Source organism: Saccharothrix sp. NBAS 001, assembly GCF_056640475.1.
Window position 1 is genome coordinate 3,143,320 of sequence record NZ_CM153251.1, and the last position, 15,855, is coordinate 3,159,174.

Here is a 15,855-nt window from a genome sequence, read left to right on the forward strand (position 1 = left end):
CGGTCGCGACGGGCGGTCAGCCGAGCAGCGTGCCGCCGCTGGCGTCGATGAACGCGCCGGTGATCCACCGGGCGTCGTCGGTGGCCAGGAACGCCACCACGTCGGCCACGTCGCGGGCCTTGCCGACCCGCTTGAAGGCCGACAGCTGCGCCATCGCCTCGACCGCCTCGGGGATGTCGAACACCGGGCTGCCGTTGTCGGTGATGCCGGGCGCGACCGTGTTCACGGTGATGCCGCGCGGCGCGAGGTGGCGGGCGAAGTGCAGGGTGATCTGCTCGATCGCGCCCTTGGTCATCGAGTACGCCACCTGCTCGGGGTTGGCGAACCGGGTCAGGCCGGAGGAGATGTTGACGATCCGGCCGCCGTCGGGCAGCAGCGCCAGCGCCCGCTGCACGATGAAGAACGGGGCCTTGGCGTTGACCGCGAACAGCCGGTCGAACTCCTCCGGGGTCACGTCCTCGGGCGCGACCCCGGCCGCGGTCTGCGCGCCCGCGTTGTTGACCACCACGTCCAGCGTGGTGCCGCCGGTCCGCTCGCGCAGGCCCTCCTCCAGGCCGAGGAACAACTCGTGCACGTCGCCCGGCTTGCCGAGTTCGGCGCGCACCGCGAACGCCCGGCCGCCGTCCTTCTCGATCAGCGCCACGGTCTCGTTCGCGGCGTCCTCGTTGGCCGCGTAGTGGACCGCGACCAGCGCGCCCTCCTCCGCGAGCCGTTGCGCGGTGGCCCGGCCGATGCCCCGGCTGGAGCCGGTGACCAGCGCGGTCTTCCCGTCGAGCTTGCCCATGGTGGTCTCCTCCAGGTCTGCGGTGGGCGGCCCGTCGAGGCCGCTGATCATGCGGGCCAGGTGCGCGCGGACGACGTCGAACCGCATGAGGTCGGCCACCACGTCGCGCAGCGGCTCCACCTCCGGCCCGCCGAGCAGCAGCAGCGACTGCGCCCGGATGTTGGTCAGCGTGCGCGCACCGACCGCGTGCCGGGCGGTGTCGTAGCGGGCCAGGTCCGGCCGCCCGGCCAGTGCCCCGAGCAGCCGGCCGCCGAGTTCGGCGGCGTCCTGGAGGCCCAGGTTGAGCGCCTGGCCGCCGACCGGCATCTGGCGGTGCGCGGCGTCGCCCGCGAGCAGCACCCGGCCGCGCCGGTAGTGCCGGGCCTGCCGGCTGGTGTCGTCGAACGCGTTGAGCCAGGTCGGTGTGCCGTGCGCGATGTCCTCGCCGGTCACGTGCCGCCAGGCGGCGGCGATCTCGGCGAAGTCCGGGGTGCGCGGTCGCGGGGCCGCGCCGAACACGTGGACCATCACCCGCGTGCTGCCGTCGGGCCAGCGCAGCGCGGTGGCCAGTCCGTTCGGGTGCCGCTCGAACCGCCGGTTCGGGATGTCCAGGCCCTCGACGTCGGCCCGCAGCATCTCCCGGGTCGCGTCCGCGCCGGGGAAGTCGAACCCGCCCAGCACGCGCACCGCGCTGTCCTCGCCGTCGCAGCCGACCAGGTAGGACGCGGTGATCCGGCGGCGTCGGCCGCCCTCGGCCACCTCGGCCTCGACCCCGTCGTCCACCTCGGTCAGGCCGAGCAGCTCCGCGCCCCGCCGCACCCGCGCGCCCGATTCCACGGCCCGCTCGTGCAGCACCCGTTCCAGCAGGGTCTGCGGGCACTTCCACTGGCCGGCGAACCGGTGCCCGGGGTCGGCCAGGGTCAGGTCCAGCGGCAGGCCGCCGAAGTGGCCGGGCCCGCCGCCGGGCAGCCGGCCGAGCCGGCCCAGCACGTCCCGCTCGGCCAGCACGTCCATGGTCCGGGCGTGCAGCGTCGAGGCGCGGGACTCGGTGGTGGGCGCGGCCAGCCGTTCCACGACGGTGACCCGCGCGCCGCCCGCGCACAGGTCGCCCGCCAGCAGCAGGCCGACCGGGCCCGCGCCCACCACCACGACGTCGGTGTCCATCCGCCTAGCGCCGCGCTTCCGCGTAGACCTTGGCGTGGCCCAGGGTCGCCCGGCTGTTGTTGCCCAGCGCGTCCCGGATGAACTGCCGCGCCTCGGGCACGCCCGCGTCCGGCCCGAGGACCGCGGCGATGTTGTCGGCGTTGAGGATCACGGTGTGCTGCGAACTCGCCGTGGTGACGCCGTCCTCGCCCTCCTCGAACGTCCAGTAGCCGGTGTGCAGGCTCATCAGGGCGGGCAGGGTGGTCTGCTTGTAGGCGATCTTCTGGTGCGGGAAGCAGACCCGGACCGACTCGGTGGTGTGCGACGAGCCGTCCTTGGTCAAGGTCTCCATGCGCAGCACCTGGAGGCCCGGGGTGTCCTCGGTCAGCGTCACCGACGCCACGTGCGGCAGGCGTTCCTGCCACCGCGCGGCGTCGTTGACGAAGTCGTAGACGTCCTTGGCCGAGCCGTCGATCCGCACGCTGTCCACAAAGGACAGCGTGAGTTCGGCGGTCCGGGTGGCCAGCTCCACGTTGGCCTTCAACGAGGGCAGCTCGGCGTTGCTGTTGCGGTCCACCGCCTCGTCGATCCACGCCAGCCCCTCGGGGTCGTCGTCGATCGCGCGGTAGGTGTGCAGCAGCCGCAGCCGGGTCTCGTCCTGGCCCAGCGGTTCGATGATCCACGTGCCGCTCATCTCGGCGATCGGCGGCGCGGACACCTCCTGGGTGAAGGTGATGCGCAGGTTCGCCGGGTCGAGCACGCGCCGCGACGCCCAGTTCTTCGGCTCGCCGTTGGCGGTGGCCCAGATCCGGATCCGCTCGTGGTCGCCGTCGCGCTCCAGGTAGTCGACGTAGACCGAGGGCGGGAACAGGCGCGGCCAGTTCTCCACCTCGGCCAGCAGCCGGTAGACGTCCTCGGGCGCGGCCTGCACGGTGATGCCGTGCTCGACCTCGCGGACGGGGTGGCCGGTCATGCGGGTCTCCTCACGAGAGTCGGGGGTCAGAAGTTGCCCAGGCCGCCGCAGACGTTGAGCGCCTGCGCGGTGATCGAACCGGCGATGTCCGAGGCCAGGTAGCCGACCAGGCCGGCGACCTCGTCGGGCGTGGAGTAGCGGCCGAGCGGGATCTTCGCCTGGAACTTCTCCAGGATCGCGTCCTCGGTGGTGTCGTAGGCCGCCGCGTACCCCTGCCGGACCCGCTGCGCCATCGGCGTTTCCACATAACCCGGGCACACCGCGTTCACCGTGATCCCGGTCGGCGCCAACTCGTTGCCCAACGCCTTGGTGAACCCCACGACACCGTGCTTCGACGCCGAGTACGGCGCACCCAGCACCACACCCTGCTTGCCCGCCGTCGACGCGATGTTGATGATCCGGCCGCGTTCCTTGGCCCGCATCCCGCCCGCGTTGAGCACCTCGCGGGTGACCAGGAAGACGCTGGTGAGGTTGGTGGCGATGACGTCGAGCCACAGGTCGTCGGCGATGTCGGCGGTGACCCCGCCACCGCTGCGACCCGCGTTGTTGACCAGCACGTCCACCGGACCGAACCGGTCCACCGCGGACTGGACGACGTTGGCGATGTCGTCCTTCTCCCGCACGTCACCGGTGATCCCGTCGACGTCCAGGCCCTCGCCCCGGAGGTCTTCGACGGTGCGCTCCAGCGCCTCCTCGCCCCGGGCGCAGAGGAACACCCGGTGCCCCTGCGCGCCGAGCTGCCGGGCCGAAGCCAGGCCGATACCGCTGGTCGCCCCGGTGACCAGGGCAACCCTGCCGTCGTTGGTCATGTCCACTCCCCCGGTGAGTTCAGACCGCGTGCGCGGCGAGGTGTGCGTTGACGAGGTCCACCAGCGCGGCGGGGGTGCGGGCCTCGGCCAGCGCCTCCTCGTCGAGCGTGATGCCGTACTCGCGCTCGATCCGGCCGCCGGTCTCCAGCAGCGCCAGCGACTCGTAGCCCAGCTCCTCGAAGTCGGCGGCGGCGATGTCGCCGTCGAGGTCGACGCCCTCGTCGGCGCCCGCGCCCTCGCGGAGGATCCGCTTGAGGTCTTCGATGGTGAATTCGACCGACATGGTCGTCCTTTCGTGTGGGTCAGCGCGCGGCGCGCACGACCATCGCCGAGTTGAAGCCGCCTTGGCCCCGGGCCACCACGAGCGCGGCGGACAGCTCCGCGCGGCGCGGCGCGCCGGTCACCAGGTCGAGTTCGTAGCGTTCGGAAGCGGAGGTGTGGACGGTCGGCGGGATCACGCCGTCCCGGATGGCCAGCAGCGCGGCGGACAGGTCCAGCGGCGCGGCCCCCGAGTACAGCCGGCCGGTGGCGGTCTTCGGCGCGGTCACCGGGACCGCGCGCGGCCCGAACACCTCGGCGACCGCCTCCGCCTCGGCCCGGTCCAGTTCCGGCACGGCCGCCGCGTCGGCGAACACCACGCCGATCTCGTCGGGTGTCGCGTCCGCGTCGGCCAGCGCCAGCTCGATCGCCTTGCGCAGCGTGGGCGCGCGGCCGCTGCCCGGCGCGGGGTCCACCGTGGACGCGTGGCCGGCGATCTCGCCGTAGACCCGGGTACCCCGCGCACGGGCGTGCTCCGCGTCCTCCAGCACCAGCAGCGCGCCGCCCTCGCCGGGGACGTGCCCGGCGGCGTGGTCGTCGAACGGCAGGTAGGCCCGCGTCGGGTCGTCCTGCTCGCTGAGCCGCCCGCCCGCCAGCTGCGCCACCCAGCCCCACGGGCAGATCGACGCGTCGACCGCGCCCGCCAGCACCACCGAGGTGCCCTTGCGGATCTGCCGGCGGGCCTGCGCCACCGCGTCCAGACCGCCCGCCTGGTCGGAGACGACCACGCTGCTCGGGCCGCGCAGCCCGTTGCGGATGGAGATCTGGCCGCTGTTGACCGCGTAGAACCAGGCGAAGGACTGGTAGGCGCTGACGTACTGGCCGCCCTTGCTCCACAACGCCTTCAGCTCGTTCTGGCCGAACTCGAACCCGCCGGAGTGGCTCGCGGTGATCACGCCGACGTCGTAGTCCGGCAGGTCGGCCGGCACCAGGTCGGCGTCGGCGAACGCCCAGTCCGCGCCGACCAGCGCGATCCGGGTCATCCGGTCGGTCTGCGGCAGCAGCCGGCCCGGCAGCAGGTCCTCGGCGGCGAAGTCGTGGATCTCGCCCGCCAGCCGGGCCGGGTACCGCGACGGGTCGAACCGGGTGATCCGGCCCAGCCCGCTCACCCCGGCCAGGGTGTTCGCCCAGTACCGCTCGACGCCCAGGCCGGTCGGGGCGGTGACGCCCAGCCCGGTCACCACGACCCGGGTCACCGGTCGCCCCGCTCGGGGTCGGCCAGCACGACCGCGCTCTGGAACCCGCCGAACCCGCTGCCCACCGACAGCACCGCGTCGGTCTTCCAGTCCCGCGCGACCAGCGGCACGTAGTCCAGGTCGCACTCCGGGTCGGGGGTGTGCAGGTTGGCCGTCGGCGGCACCACGTCGTGCTGCATGGCCAGCACCGACGCGGCCACCTCGATGGAACCGATCGCGCCCAGCGAGTGGCCCACCATGGACTTGATCGAGCTGACCGGCACGCGGTAGGCGTGCTCGCCGAGCGCGCGCTTGAACGCGGCGGTCTCGTGGCGGTCGTTCTGCTTGGTGCCCGAGCCGTGCGCGTTGACGTAGTCGACCTGGTCGGGGTCGAGCCGGGCCTCGGCCAGCGCCACCCGGATCGCCTCGGCCATCTCCCGGCCGTCCGGCCGCAGCCCGGTCATGTGGAACGCGTTGGAGCGGGTCGCGTAGCCCGCCACCTCGGCGTAGACCTTGGCACCGCGCCGGCGGGCGCTCTCCAGCTCCTCCAGCACGAACACCGCCGCGCCCTCGCCCATCACGAACCCGTTGCGGGAGGCGTCGAACGGGCGCGAGGCGTGCTCCGGGTCGTCGTTGCGCGGGGTGGTGGCCTTGATGGCGTCGAAGCAGGCCACGGTGATCGGCGAGATCGGCGCGTCGGTCGCACCCGCGACCATCACGTCCGCCGCGCCGTCCCGGATCACGTCGGCCGCGTACCCGATCGCGTCCAGGCCGGACGTGCAGCCGGTGGACACGACCGTGCTGGGCCCTTCCGCGCCCACCGCCCACGCCACCTCGGTCGCGAACGAGCTGGGCACCAGGTAGTTGTAGAGGTGCGGCACGGCGTACTCGTGGTCCACGAGGTCGAGCCGGCCGCCGTCGCTGACCGTCCGGTACTCGCGGTCGAGCCCGGTGGTCGCGCCGACCGCGCTGCCGATCGTCACGCCGACCCGGCCCGGGTCCAGCACCTGGAACTCCAGGCCGCTGTCCTCGATCGCCTCCCGCGCGGTGACCACCGCGAACTGGGCGGCCCGGTCCATCCGCCGGATCTCCTGCGGGGTCAGGCCGTGCGCCTCGGCGTCGAAGTCGACCTCGGCCGCCACCTGCGAGCGGAACGGCGAGGGGTCGAAGAACGAGATGCGGCGGGTCGCGGTGCGCCCGGCGGTCAGCAGGTCCCAGAAGCTCTTCACACCGGGTGTGCCGGGCGCGGTCACGCCCACCCCGGTGATCACCACGCGACGGGTCACGGTGTGCTCCAGTGGTAGAACCGGCTCGCCATCGCGTCGGCGGGCGAGCGCCAGGTCTGCGGGTCGTAGGCGTCGATGAACGGCTTGAGGTCCTGGCTGATCGCGACGAACCGCGGATCGGTCTTGGCCTCCTCGATCAGCTCGCCGCCGTTGTCCCCGTCGAAGTCCTGCAGGTGGAAGTACAGGCCCCGGTAGGAGAAGAGCTGCCGCCGGCGGGTGCCCATCCGGTGCGGCATCTCGGACTGGTCGAACGCGTGGAACAGGGCGGCGACGTCCTCCGCCGACTCCGGCCGCATTCGGGCCACGATCAGGGTGCTGTGCATGCTGTCTCCGTCAGGTCAGCCGGCCGGCCCGAACCAGCGGTCCAGGGCCGACGGCAGGTCGTGGTGGCTTCCGGGCGCGGCCCAGGCCACGTGGCCGTCGGGCCGGATCAGCACCGCCGAGGTGTCCCCGGCGGGCGTCGACAGCGGGGTCGCCGTGACGATGTCGATCCGGTCCGACCAGGGCGCCGCCCGGCGGCGCAGGACTGCGTTGTCCCCCAGGTCGAGCAGGACACCGCGGCCGGACCGCAGCAGCGCGGCGCTGTGCGTGCGGTGGCCGCCGCGGGTCAGTTCCAGGTGCGGCATCCGCAGGCCGAGCAGCGGGTTCGCGCCGCCGCCCACGTCGTAGCGGATGTCCAGGCCGCTCACCCGGGCGGCCAGGTGCGCCTGCACCTCCGGGTAGCGCAGCAGCTCGGCCAGCACCGCGCGGACCGGCGCGACCTCCGCGCCACCCAGGATGAACGCGCTCTGCGCGCGGGTGTTGGCCAGCAGCGCCTCGCCGACCGCGTGCCGCTCCTCGTGGTAGCTGTCCAGCAGCGACGGCGGCGCGGTGCCGCGCAGCACGGCGGCGAGCTTCCAGCCCAGGTTCACCGAGTCCTGGATGCCGGTGTTCATGCCCTGCCCGCCGGCGGGCAGGTGCACGTGGGCGGCGTCGCCCGCGAGCAGCACCCGGCCGCGCCGGTACTCGGTCACCAGGCGGGCGGCGTCGCCGAACGCGCTCACCCACACCGGTTCGGCGTGCGAGATGTCGGTGTCGGTGAGCCGCTTCCAGATGTCGGCGACCTCGGCGAACGCCGGCGGGCCGGACCGGCGGCGCGGCGGCGTGCCGCGTTCGCCGACGATGATCCGGTGCGTCCCGTCGGGCAGCCGGGCGGCCATCACCATCCCGCCGGGCACCTGCTCGCCGATCATCCTCGGCTCGATCTCCACCCCGCGCACGTCGGCCAGGAACAGCTCGGTGGTGGCGTCGGTGCCGGGGAAGTCGAACCCGGCGAGCTTGCGCACGGTGCTGCGGCCGCCGTCGCAGCCGACCAGGTAGCGGGCCCGCAGCGAGCGGCTGGTGCCCGCCACGGTGACGGTCACCCCGTCGGCGTCCTCGGTGAACCCGACGAACTCCACGCCGCGCCGGACGTCCACGCCCAGCCCGTGCGCCCAGCCCTCCAGCACGGCCTCGGTGGCGGACTGCGGCACGGTCTTGGCCGACTCGCGGACCGTGCCCAGCACGCCCAAGTCCAGCGGGATGCCGCCGAAGTGCCCGAACGTCCCGGTCTCGATCTCCCCGAACCTCGGCAGCAGGCCGCGTTGGTCGAACACCTCCGCGGTGCGGATGGTGAACCCGATGCCGCGCGACTCGCCGGTCCGCTCGGGCAGCCGGTCCAGCACGATCACGTCGATCCCGGCCAGGCGCAGTTCGCCGGCCAGCACGAGACCGGCGGGGCCTGCCCCCACGACGATCACCGAAGCGTCCATCAGTCCCTCCCCGGGCAGTTCGTGGACCGCACCGCTCAGTCGGCGATGCGGCAGAGCGCGGCACCGGCCGCGACGGCCGCGCCCACCTCGGCGGCCAGCTCGCGGACCCGGCCCGCCCGGTGCGCGACCAGGGGCTGTTCCATCTTCATCGCCTCCACGACGACCACCGGGTCGCCGATGTCGACGTGCTGCCCCTCCTCGACCGCGACCTTCACGACGGTGCCCTGCATCGGCGACACCAGGTGCTCGCCGCTCGGCGCGGCCCGCCGGGCGGCACGCGGTTTGCGCACCGCCGTGGCGACCCCGCCGCGCGGCGCGGGCACCGCGGCGGGCAGCGAGATCTCCAGGCGTCGCCGGTCGATCTCCACCACGACGGTCTCGCGCGGCGGCTCGGCGGTCGGCGCGGTCGCGTCCTCGTAGGGCGGGACGCGGTTGTCGAACCCGGTCTCGATCCAGCGCGTGTGGACGGTGAAGTCCTCGGCGAAGGCCGGGTCGGCCACCGCCGCGCGGTGGAACGGGATCGTGGTGGGCACCCCGTCCACCCGGAACTCGGCGAGCGCGCGGGCGGCCCGGCGCAGCGCCTGCTCGCGGGTCGCGCCGGTGACGATCAGCTTGGCCAGCAACGAGTCCCAGGCCGCGCCGACCACCGTGCCGGCGGCCACGCCCGCGTCCAGCCGGATCCCCGGGCCCGACGGCGGGTCGAACGCGGTGACCGTGCCCGGCGCGGGCAGGAAGCCCCGGCCGGGGTCCTCGCTGTTGATCCGGAACTCGACCGAGTGCCCGCGCGGCACCGGGTCCGGGTAGTCCAGCCGTTCCCCCCGGGCGATCCGGAACTGCTCGCGCACCAGGTCGATGCCGGTGACCTCCTCGGTGACCGGGTGCTCGACCTGGAGCCGGGTGTTGACCTCCAGGAACGAGATGGTGCCGTCCTCGGCCACCAGGAACTCGCAGGTGCCCGCGCCCACGTACCCGGCGCGCGCCAGGATCTCCTTGGACGCCCGGTAGAGTTCGGCGTTCTGCTCCTCGGTGAGGAACGGCGCGGGCGCCTCCTCGACCAGCTTCTGGTGCCGCCGCTGGAGCGAGCAGTCCCTTGTGGACACGACCACGACCGTCCCGTACCGGTCCGCCAGGCACTGCGTCTCCACGTGCCGAGGCCGGTCCAGGTAGCGCTCCACGAAGCACTCGCCCCGCCCGAACGCCGCCGTCGCCTCCCGCACCGCGCTGTCGAACAACTCCGGGATCTCCTCGGCCGTGCGGGCGACCTTCAGACCGCGTCCGCCGCCGCCGAACGCGGCCTTGATCGCGATCGGCAGGCCGTGCGCGGCGGCGAACGCGCCCGCCTCCGCCGCGCCCGCCACCGGCTCGGGCGTGCCGGCCACCAGCGGCGCGCCCGCCGCGCGGGCGATCCGGCGGGCCTCCACCTTGTCGCCGAGCGCGCGGACGGCGTCCGGGGGCGGCCCGATCCAGATCAGGCCCGCGTCCAGCACGGCCTGGGCGAACCCCGCGTTCTCGGACAGGAACCCGTAGCCGGGGTGCACCGCGTCCGCACCCGCCGCCCGAGCCGCCGCCAACACCTTGCCCACGTCGAGATAACTCGTCGCGGGCGTGTCACCGCCCAACGCGAACGCCTCGTCCGCCAGCCGCACGTGCGGCGCGTCCCGGTCCGGGTCGGCGTAGACCGCGACGCTCGCGATGCCCTCGTCGCGGCACGCGCGGACCACCCGCACCGCGATTTCGCCACGATTGGCGATCAGTACTTTTCGCACGGCAGAACCCCCATCTGACGCCCGAGAAAGACAATTCCCACCAGGACGGCCGCAACCGGCCGGCGCACGCGTTCACCGCGTGGCCGATCGACCGGCTCGACCCGAGCCGGTGGCGCGTGACCGTCGGAAGATCAGCCGGGTTCGTTCTCCGCCAGGTTTTCGGCGATCCGGCGCAGCACGTCGTTCGCGGCCAGGAACTCTTCCTGGGTGATTCCGCGCAGCTGTTTGCCGGCGTGCGCGTTGACCAGTGCTTCGGCGTTCTCGTGCGCGGTCGCGCCCGCCGCGGTGCGGGTGATCGCGTCCCCGTCGAGTTCGACCCAGCCGCGGGCCGCGAAATCCTCCACGACCGGCCGGTAGGACTGTTCGCGGTCGGCCACCAGGAACGGCCGGAACGCCTCGTCCACCTCGGCCACGGTCGGCACGCCGATGCTGATCGCGTGCAGCACCTGCCACTGCCGGCGGTCGAGCCCGACCTCGCGCAGCGCCCGCGTGGTGGCCGCGTCGAAGCCCTGGTGGAGCAGGAGCAGCCAGTAGCCGATCCGCTTGGTGGTGTTCTGCTGGAGCATCGGTTTTCCCCCAGTGGAAATTCTGCCCAGTGGAATGCACCCAATGGAATTCGCCCAGTGGAATGCGCCCAGTGGACTGCGTCCCGTGGAATGCGCCCGGTCGAGGTGCGGCGCCCGACCGGCGAGGTCTAGCGGGTGTGGCCCTTGTCGTACGGGATCACCCAGAACGTGGTGAGGGTGATCCGGGCGAACAGCCAGCGGCCGTCGACCCGGGCGTACTCGTCGTCGAACTTCCCGGCCACCAGGTGGCTCTCCCGGTCGAAGACCACCTTCTCCTCGAAGTAGCAGACGCCGGTCGCCCGGTCCCCCCGCACCTCGACGTCGTGGCCGTGCACGAACTGCTTGACCAGCACGCCCGAGGCGACCGGGCTGTCCGCCTCGATCCGCGCGGGCAGGCCGGCGAAGTACGCGGTGATCGCCTCCCGGCCGTCCGCCTTGCCGACCTCGCCGTAGTCGAGGTGGGCGTCCTCGGTGAACAGCGCGCCGATGCGCTCCCAGGCGTCGTCGTTGACCAGTCGGGGCAGCCCGTACCGCAGGGCGTTGAGCGCCCGCACGTCCTCCAGCTCGCCCACCCGGCGGGTGAGCAGTCGCACCTGAGTGGCCAGATCCGGTTCATCGGACACAGCCGCCCCCTTCATCCGATTTTTGCGGAGAACACCGATTTCGCGCTGCGGTGGAATGGATTCCCGGAGAAGGGCCCCCACCGCTTTCCCCGACACCGATGCTGGCACGGTCGCTCCGCCGGCGACAAGGGTCGGGCCGGGAACCTACGGGTGACCCGCAAACCGCAGTCGCGCCGTTGTGGCGCAGGCCACGCGACCGCCCCGGAAAAGCGGCGAACCCGCGGCGACGGGGTCGTCGCGGTATTGCGCGACCCCGAAGCCGCGGGCTCGTCCCGTCGGTGTCCGAGCTGTTCAGGCGCAGTCCGCGAGCGCGGTGCGCAGTTCCTCCCGCCCGGTGATACCGAGCTTGTCGTAGGCGCTGGAAAGGTGGAACTCCACGGTGCGCAGCGCCAGGAACAGTTTCGCGGCGATCTCCTTGTTGGAGTAGCCGGCGTTGGCCAGCCGGGCGATCCGGGCCTGTTGCCGGGTCAGCGTCGGGCGGCGCGGTGGCGCGAGGCCGACCAGCGCCCGTTCCGCCCGCGCGACCTGGTCCGCGGCACCGACCCGGCGGGCCAGCGCGCGGGCCTGGTCCAGCCGCTTGCGGGCCGCCGCCACGTCGCCGCGCGCGGCCAGCCGGACGCCCAGTTCGTAGTCGACCCGGGCCAGTTCGGGCCACGCCTGCGCGAGTTCCAGCAGTTCGCCCGCCTCGCCGAGCAGCTCGACCTGCTGGCCGTCCGGGTCGACGATCGCCACCGCCGACAGCGCCCGCCCCACGGTCCGCGACTCGCCCCACGCCACCGCCGCCGCGTACTCCTGCCGGGCCAGCGTGGACGCCAGCCCCCGCTGCCCGGTGGCGAACGCCCCCAGCGCCGCCTCGCTGCGCCACGGCAGCACCGCCGGGTTCGCCACGCCCCGGTCGGTCAGCTCGTGCCCGCACGCCAGGTAGTCCGCGACCGCGTCGGCGAACCGGCCCGACGCCGCCGCCAGCGCGCCGCGCGCGGCCAGCAGCACCGGGCGGCACGCCAGACCGGTGGCCAGCTCCCCGTCGAGGTCGTACTCGGCCGCCAGCGCCCGTGCCCGGTCCACCTCGCCGGACTCGGCCAGCAGCTCGACCGCCCAGCCGGCCGCGACGACCCGGATCGCGAACGCCGCGTCCGAGGCGGCCACCGCGACGAGCAGGTCGTGCGCCCGGTCGACGTCGCCGCACTGCCGGGCCAGCCGGGCGCGCAGCAGCGCGACCACGTCGGCGGTCTCCGGCCGGTCGGCGAGCCCCAGGCTGTACTCGTCGGCGGTCACCAGCTCGCCGCCGTAGATCAACGTCGACAACGCCCGCGCGACGCACAGCTCGTCGTGCCGGCACACGTCGTCCTCCAGCGCCTCCTCCGCGCACCGGACCGCGCCCACCCAGTCCCGGCCCGCCAGCAGCAGGCACACCGCCTGCTCGGCGGCGCACCGCGTCGGCGGGCGGGCCTCGACGACGGTGTGCCGCCGACTTCGCGCCAGGGGCAGGATGGCCTCGAACGGCGCTGCCACGCCTCCCGCCGACGGCGGTAGCCGTACCCCCGGATCACCCATTCCGCTCCCCCCTCGTACCAGTCTGGACGGCCGGCCGCGCCGCTCCCGGGTCGAGCCGGCCACTCACCCGATCGGTCACCCTCAGTCGGCCCCCTATTGCTCACCGTAGGTCCATCCGACCCCAACTTCCAGCGCCCCGCCGGTCCGCGACCGCTTGGTGGGAGCGCGGCCGGGACCTGCTAGGGCCGGTTCTCCGCCGGTTCGACCGGGCCGTGTGGTCTCGCTCTCAGGCCGGCCCGCGAAAGCACACCGCGACACCGAGCGCGGACTCGGCCGGCACCACCAGGTCACCCGAATCGGCTAGCACGAAAGGAATTCCGTGCGCTCGGAGGTGGCGCGCGGTGACCGATCGGTCGACCACGCCGACCGTGAACGCCACCAGCGCCGGCGACGCCACCGGCCGTTCGCCGGCCGGCCACCGGTCGGCGTCGGTGTCCGCGACCAGGGTGAGCCGGGCCGGGCCGAGCGGGAACACCCGGGCCGCGCCGGCGCGCACCGGCTCGACGTCGAGGTAGCGGGTGTACCGCCGCTCCACCTCGGCCAGCTCCGCGGCGGGGGCGCACAGCACGGCCTCCAGCAGCGCCACCGCGCCGTTGGGGTGCTCCGGCACGCGGGAACGCTGGATCCGCGGGTCGAGGTCGGCCACCACGCCGACGCGGCCCTCGGCCTCCAGCCCCGGCCGGTCCCCGTCGATCTCCAGGTACCGCACGGTTTCCACCACGCCCGGCCGCACCGGGCGGCGCACGGTGTGCACGCCGCCGTGCCGCACGCCCGCCTCGCCCAGGCGCGCGGCGGTGCCGTCGACGTCCGAGGAGGAGAACATCAGCACGTGCAGGCCCTCGAACCGCTCCAGGCACACCGCGAGGGCCGCGCCGGTCGCGGCGATCCGGTCGAGCAGCACGGGCAGCACGTCCGGCGGGGCGTGCAGCTCGACCAGTTCCGCGTCGGCGGGAACGCGCGCGCCCTCGCCCAGGACGGTCGCCACCTCCACGAAATCGCGGGCGAAGTCGGCGTGCGCGTTGGCCGCCCCGAACGGCACGGGCGCGGCGCCCTCGTGCGGCGCCATCGCCGGGTACGCGGGCGGCGGCACGGCGAAACCGAGGCGCCGGTACAGCTCCAGCGCCACGGCCATGTCCCGGACGACGTGCCCGACGTGGTGCAGGCCGGTGATGTCGGAACCCATGCTCGCCAACGTATCCCGACACCGCCCGCGCGTGCCGCGACCGGCAGGATCAGGACTGCGCGCAGGACTTGCGCAGGATCGTCCCCGACGTGCCCGCCAGCGTCACCGAGGACACCCGCGCGCCGCGCTCGTCGAGGTAGGTCGCGCCGAGCTTGACCCGCGCCGGGCCGACCTTGTCGGTGTTGGCGTTGACGATCACCGTGCCACAGGTGAAGTCGCGGCGGAACACGTTGGGCGACACCTGTCGGTACGCGCTGGACGCGGTGCCCAGGTCCCAGTCGTACATGACGCTGCGCGCGGTGGGGTCGCCGTAGTCGTCCGTGGTCTCCATCTCGGAGATCGCGGCCTGATCGCCCACCGCCATGAAGTAGCTGGCCATCGCGTAGCGCTGCGGCTTGTCCTGGCCGGGGCCGAAGTGCGGCTGGACCAGGGTGATCTTGCCGTTGGCCTCGTTGGCGGAGATCTCCGCGACCTGGCGGCTCCAGCCCTGGTCGTACTCGGGCAGCAGGTTCTTGTTGTCGAAGGCCAGCCACCACTCGTCGAAGCCGCCGTCGAGGTGCTGCATGTAGGCGTCCCACGCGCCGTTGTACAGGCGGGCGTTGGAGAGGTTCGCGACCGTCGTCAGGTTCGCCGCGGCGAAGCGGGCCTTCATGTTGGACAGCATCGACTTGTAGGCGCTCTGGAACTTCGCGTTCGTCGGGTACTTCGTCGGGCACACGCCGGAGTGGTAGGCGTCGCACGGGAACAGCGCGTTGTCCATGAACACGCCGTCGAACCCGGTCACCCGGGCGTCGGCGATCACGTTGGCGGCCCAGGCGTTCTGGTAGGAGGTGTTGCCGACGTCCATCTGCCAGTGCCCGGCGTACCCGCCGTACTCCAGGCGCTTGCCGCCCGGCCCGAGCAGGAACCAGTCGGGGTGGTCGTCGTCGGCGGCGCAGTAGCCGACCCCGGCGGGCAGGTACTTGTCGTCCACGCCGTTCTTGCACGCGTAGCTGCGGGTCGAGGAGAGGTCCTTGTAGACGTACACCTGGACGTCCGGATTGCTCGCCTTGAGCTTCTTGAGGATGCCGCCTTCCCAGGCGTTGAGCACCACGTACTTGTGCCGCTTGGCCTCGGTGGCCAGCATCGAATCGCCGACCGGCGTGCTGTTGAGGTGCAGCCAGAACGACTGCGCCTCCCCGACTCCGGTATAGCTGCCCGCTGGGTCGTCCATGCCGGGAGTATCCACCGCATTCGCGGTCGACCCGGGGGCGACCAGCAGCGCGGCCGTGACGCACACCACCGCGAGCACTCCGGTCATCCGCCCACGGGTCCGTCGCCCGCCCACTGCCTCGGATCGGATATTGGTCATGGTTCACCTCGCCGAACGCTCGCCACACGATTTCCGCGACCACCCGCGGCGAACGTGAGACTCTGTGCGCCTTTGCTGATGACGCAGGTCAGAGGGCATGGGCGCGTGTCGATCCTCACACCCCGGCGCACTGGACCCGCCTTGTCCACAGTAGAACGGATACCCGGGTGGACTTCCCCGGAACCGCCCGCGCGGCAATGCGGAAGCGGTTCCCACTTCAGTGGACAATCGCCGGGAAAGCGGTTTGAACCCGCGACCGGCCGGACCGGGCGGCCCGACTCGGAACAACACCTGGTGCGACGGGGTGCGCGAACTCCGGAGCCGATCGGCCGCGCACCGGGGCGGGCTACCCGGAGTTGACCGGGGATTGCGCGACAAGCGCCGGACTACCGCGTTCGGCCCACTGACGGTGATACCGAGAGCGGCCCACGACTTGGCCGCGAGGGCGAATATGCATGGCAAGGCGGGAACGGCCGCGTGAATGGCGCGTCGGCACCGGACGGGACGCCCCGGGGTTCCTCCCCGCCCGGTGATCGGGCGGGGAGGAACCCCGGG

The 15,855-nt window shown here is 73.3% G+C and carries 14 protein-coding genes; all 14 read right to left on the reverse strand.

Annotation, left to right across the window (positions count from 1 at the left end; translation table 11 throughout):
* Positions 1 to 16: 16 nt before the first annotated feature.
* Positions 17 to 1,927 carry an SDR family oxidoreductase gene (locus tag AC0HI0_RS13265; protein WP_480932633.1) on the reverse strand — a complete coding sequence of 637 codons (1,911 nt, stop codon included), beginning with the start codon at positions 1,925 to 1,927 and terminating at the stop codon, positions 17 to 19.
* 4 nt (positions 1,928 to 1,931) lie between these two features.
* Complete coding sequence (locus AC0HI0_RS13270) at positions 1,932 to 2,879, reverse strand: aromatase/cyclase (protein WP_480932634.1); 948 nt, start codon at positions 2,877 to 2,879, stop codon at positions 1,932 to 1,934.
* A gap of 26 nt (positions 2,880 to 2,905) precedes the next feature.
* Entirely contained in the window at positions 2,906 to 3,688 is a 783-nt protein-coding gene (locus AC0HI0_RS13275) for an SDR family NAD(P)-dependent oxidoreductase (RefSeq protein ID WP_480932635.1), read from the reverse strand.
* A gap of 19 nt (positions 3,689 to 3,707) precedes the next feature.
* On the reverse strand, positions 3,708 to 3,971 hold the full coding sequence (locus tag AC0HI0_RS13280; RefSeq protein ID WP_480932636.1) for an acyl carrier protein: 264 nt from the start codon (positions 3,969 to 3,971) through the stop codon (positions 3,708 to 3,710).
* A 19-nt stretch (positions 3,972 to 3,990) separates the two neighbouring features.
* Positions 3,991 to 5,202 (reverse strand): ketosynthase chain-length factor, encoded by a 1,212-nt coding sequence (locus tag AC0HI0_RS13285; protein WP_480932637.1) that lies wholly within the window; start codon positions 5,200 to 5,202, stop codon positions 3,991 to 3,993.
* On the reverse strand, positions 5,199 to 6,467 hold the full coding sequence (locus AC0HI0_RS13290) for a beta-ketoacyl-[acyl-carrier-protein] synthase family protein (RefSeq protein ID WP_480932638.1): 1,269 nt from the start codon (positions 6,465 to 6,467) through the stop codon (positions 5,199 to 5,201). Before AC0HI0_RS13290 ends, AC0HI0_RS13285 begins: the two co-directional genes overlap by 4 nt.
* On the reverse strand, positions 6,464 to 6,790 hold the full coding sequence (locus AC0HI0_RS13295; protein WP_480932639.1) for a TcmI family type II polyketide cyclase: 327 nt from the start codon (positions 6,788 to 6,790) through the stop codon (positions 6,464 to 6,466). Before AC0HI0_RS13295 ends, AC0HI0_RS13290 begins: the two co-directional genes overlap by 4 nt.
* A gap of 15 nt (positions 6,791 to 6,805) precedes the next feature.
* The gene (locus AC0HI0_RS13300) at positions 6,806 to 8,257 is read right to left on the reverse strand and encodes an FAD-dependent monooxygenase (RefSeq protein WP_480932640.1); all 1,452 of its coding nucleotides are present in this window, start codon (positions 8,255 to 8,257) and stop codon (positions 6,806 to 6,808) included.
* A 35-nt stretch (positions 8,258 to 8,292) separates the two neighbouring features.
* Positions 8,293 to 10,023: an acetyl/propionyl/methylcrotonyl-CoA carboxylase subunit alpha gene (locus AC0HI0_RS13305; RefSeq protein WP_480932641.1), complete on the reverse strand. Its 1,731-nt coding sequence runs from the start codon at positions 10,021 to 10,023 to the stop codon at positions 8,293 to 8,295.
* Between the two features lie 131 nt (positions 10,024 to 10,154).
* Positions 10,155 to 10,589 (reverse strand): hypothetical protein, encoded by a 435-nt coding sequence (locus AC0HI0_RS13310; protein WP_480932642.1) that lies wholly within the window; start codon positions 10,587 to 10,589, stop codon positions 10,155 to 10,157.
* 128 nt (positions 10,590 to 10,717) lie between these two features.
* Positions 10,718 to 11,212 (reverse strand): nuclear transport factor 2 family protein, encoded by a 495-nt coding sequence (locus AC0HI0_RS13315; RefSeq protein ID WP_480932643.1) that lies wholly within the window; start codon positions 11,210 to 11,212, stop codon positions 10,718 to 10,720.
* Positions 11,213 to 11,503: 291 nt separating this feature from the next.
* Positions 11,504 to 12,724 (reverse strand): helix-turn-helix transcriptional regulator, encoded by a 1,221-nt coding sequence (locus AC0HI0_RS13320; protein ID WP_480932644.1) that lies wholly within the window; start codon positions 12,722 to 12,724, stop codon positions 11,504 to 11,506.
* 268 nt (positions 12,725 to 12,992) lie between these two features.
* On the reverse strand, positions 12,993 to 13,949 hold the full coding sequence (locus tag AC0HI0_RS13325; protein WP_480932645.1) for a VOC family protein: 957 nt from the start codon (positions 13,947 to 13,949) through the stop codon (positions 12,993 to 12,995).
* Positions 13,950 to 13,998: 49 nt separating this feature from the next.
* Entirely contained in the window at positions 13,999 to 15,249 is a 1,251-nt protein-coding gene (locus tag AC0HI0_RS13330; protein WP_480932646.1) for a putative glycoside hydrolase family 15 protein, read from the reverse strand.
* Between the last annotated feature and the right edge of the window lie 606 nt (positions 15,250 to 15,855).

Coding starts and splice junctions, on each gene's coding strand:
- AC0HI0_RS13265 (WP_480932633.1), bottom strand. CDS start 1,927: ATGGACACCGACGTCGTGGTGGTGGGCGCGGGCCCGGTCGGCCTGCTG.
- AC0HI0_RS13270 (WP_480932634.1), bottom strand. CDS start 2,879: ATGACCGGCCACCCCGTCCGCGAGGTCGAGCACGGCATCACCGTGCAG.
- AC0HI0_RS13275 (WP_480932635.1), bottom strand. CDS start 3,688: ATGACCAACGACGGCAGGGTTGCCCTGGTCACCGGGGCGACCAGCGGT.
- AC0HI0_RS13280 (WP_480932636.1), bottom strand. CDS start 3,971: ATGTCGGTCGAATTCACCATCGAAGACCTCAAGCGGATCCTCCGCGAG.
- AC0HI0_RS13295 (WP_480932639.1), bottom strand. CDS start 6,790: ATGCACAGCACCCTGATCGTGGCCCGAATGCGGCCGGAGTCGGCGGAG.
- AC0HI0_RS13300 (WP_480932640.1), bottom strand. CDS start 8,257: ATGGACGCTTCGGTGATCGTCGTGGGGGCAGGCCCCGCCGGTCTCGTG.
- AC0HI0_RS13310 (WP_480932642.1), bottom strand. CDS start 10,589: ATGCTCCAGCAGAACACCACCAAGCGGATCGGCTACTGGCTGCTCCTG.
- AC0HI0_RS13325 (WP_480932645.1), bottom strand. CDS start 13,949: ATGGGTTCCGACATCACCGGCCTGCACCACGTCGGGCACGTCGTCCGG.
- AC0HI0_RS13330 (WP_480932646.1), bottom strand. CDS start 15,249: ATGACCGGAGTGCTCGCGGTGGTGTGCGTCACGGCCGCGCTGCTGGTC.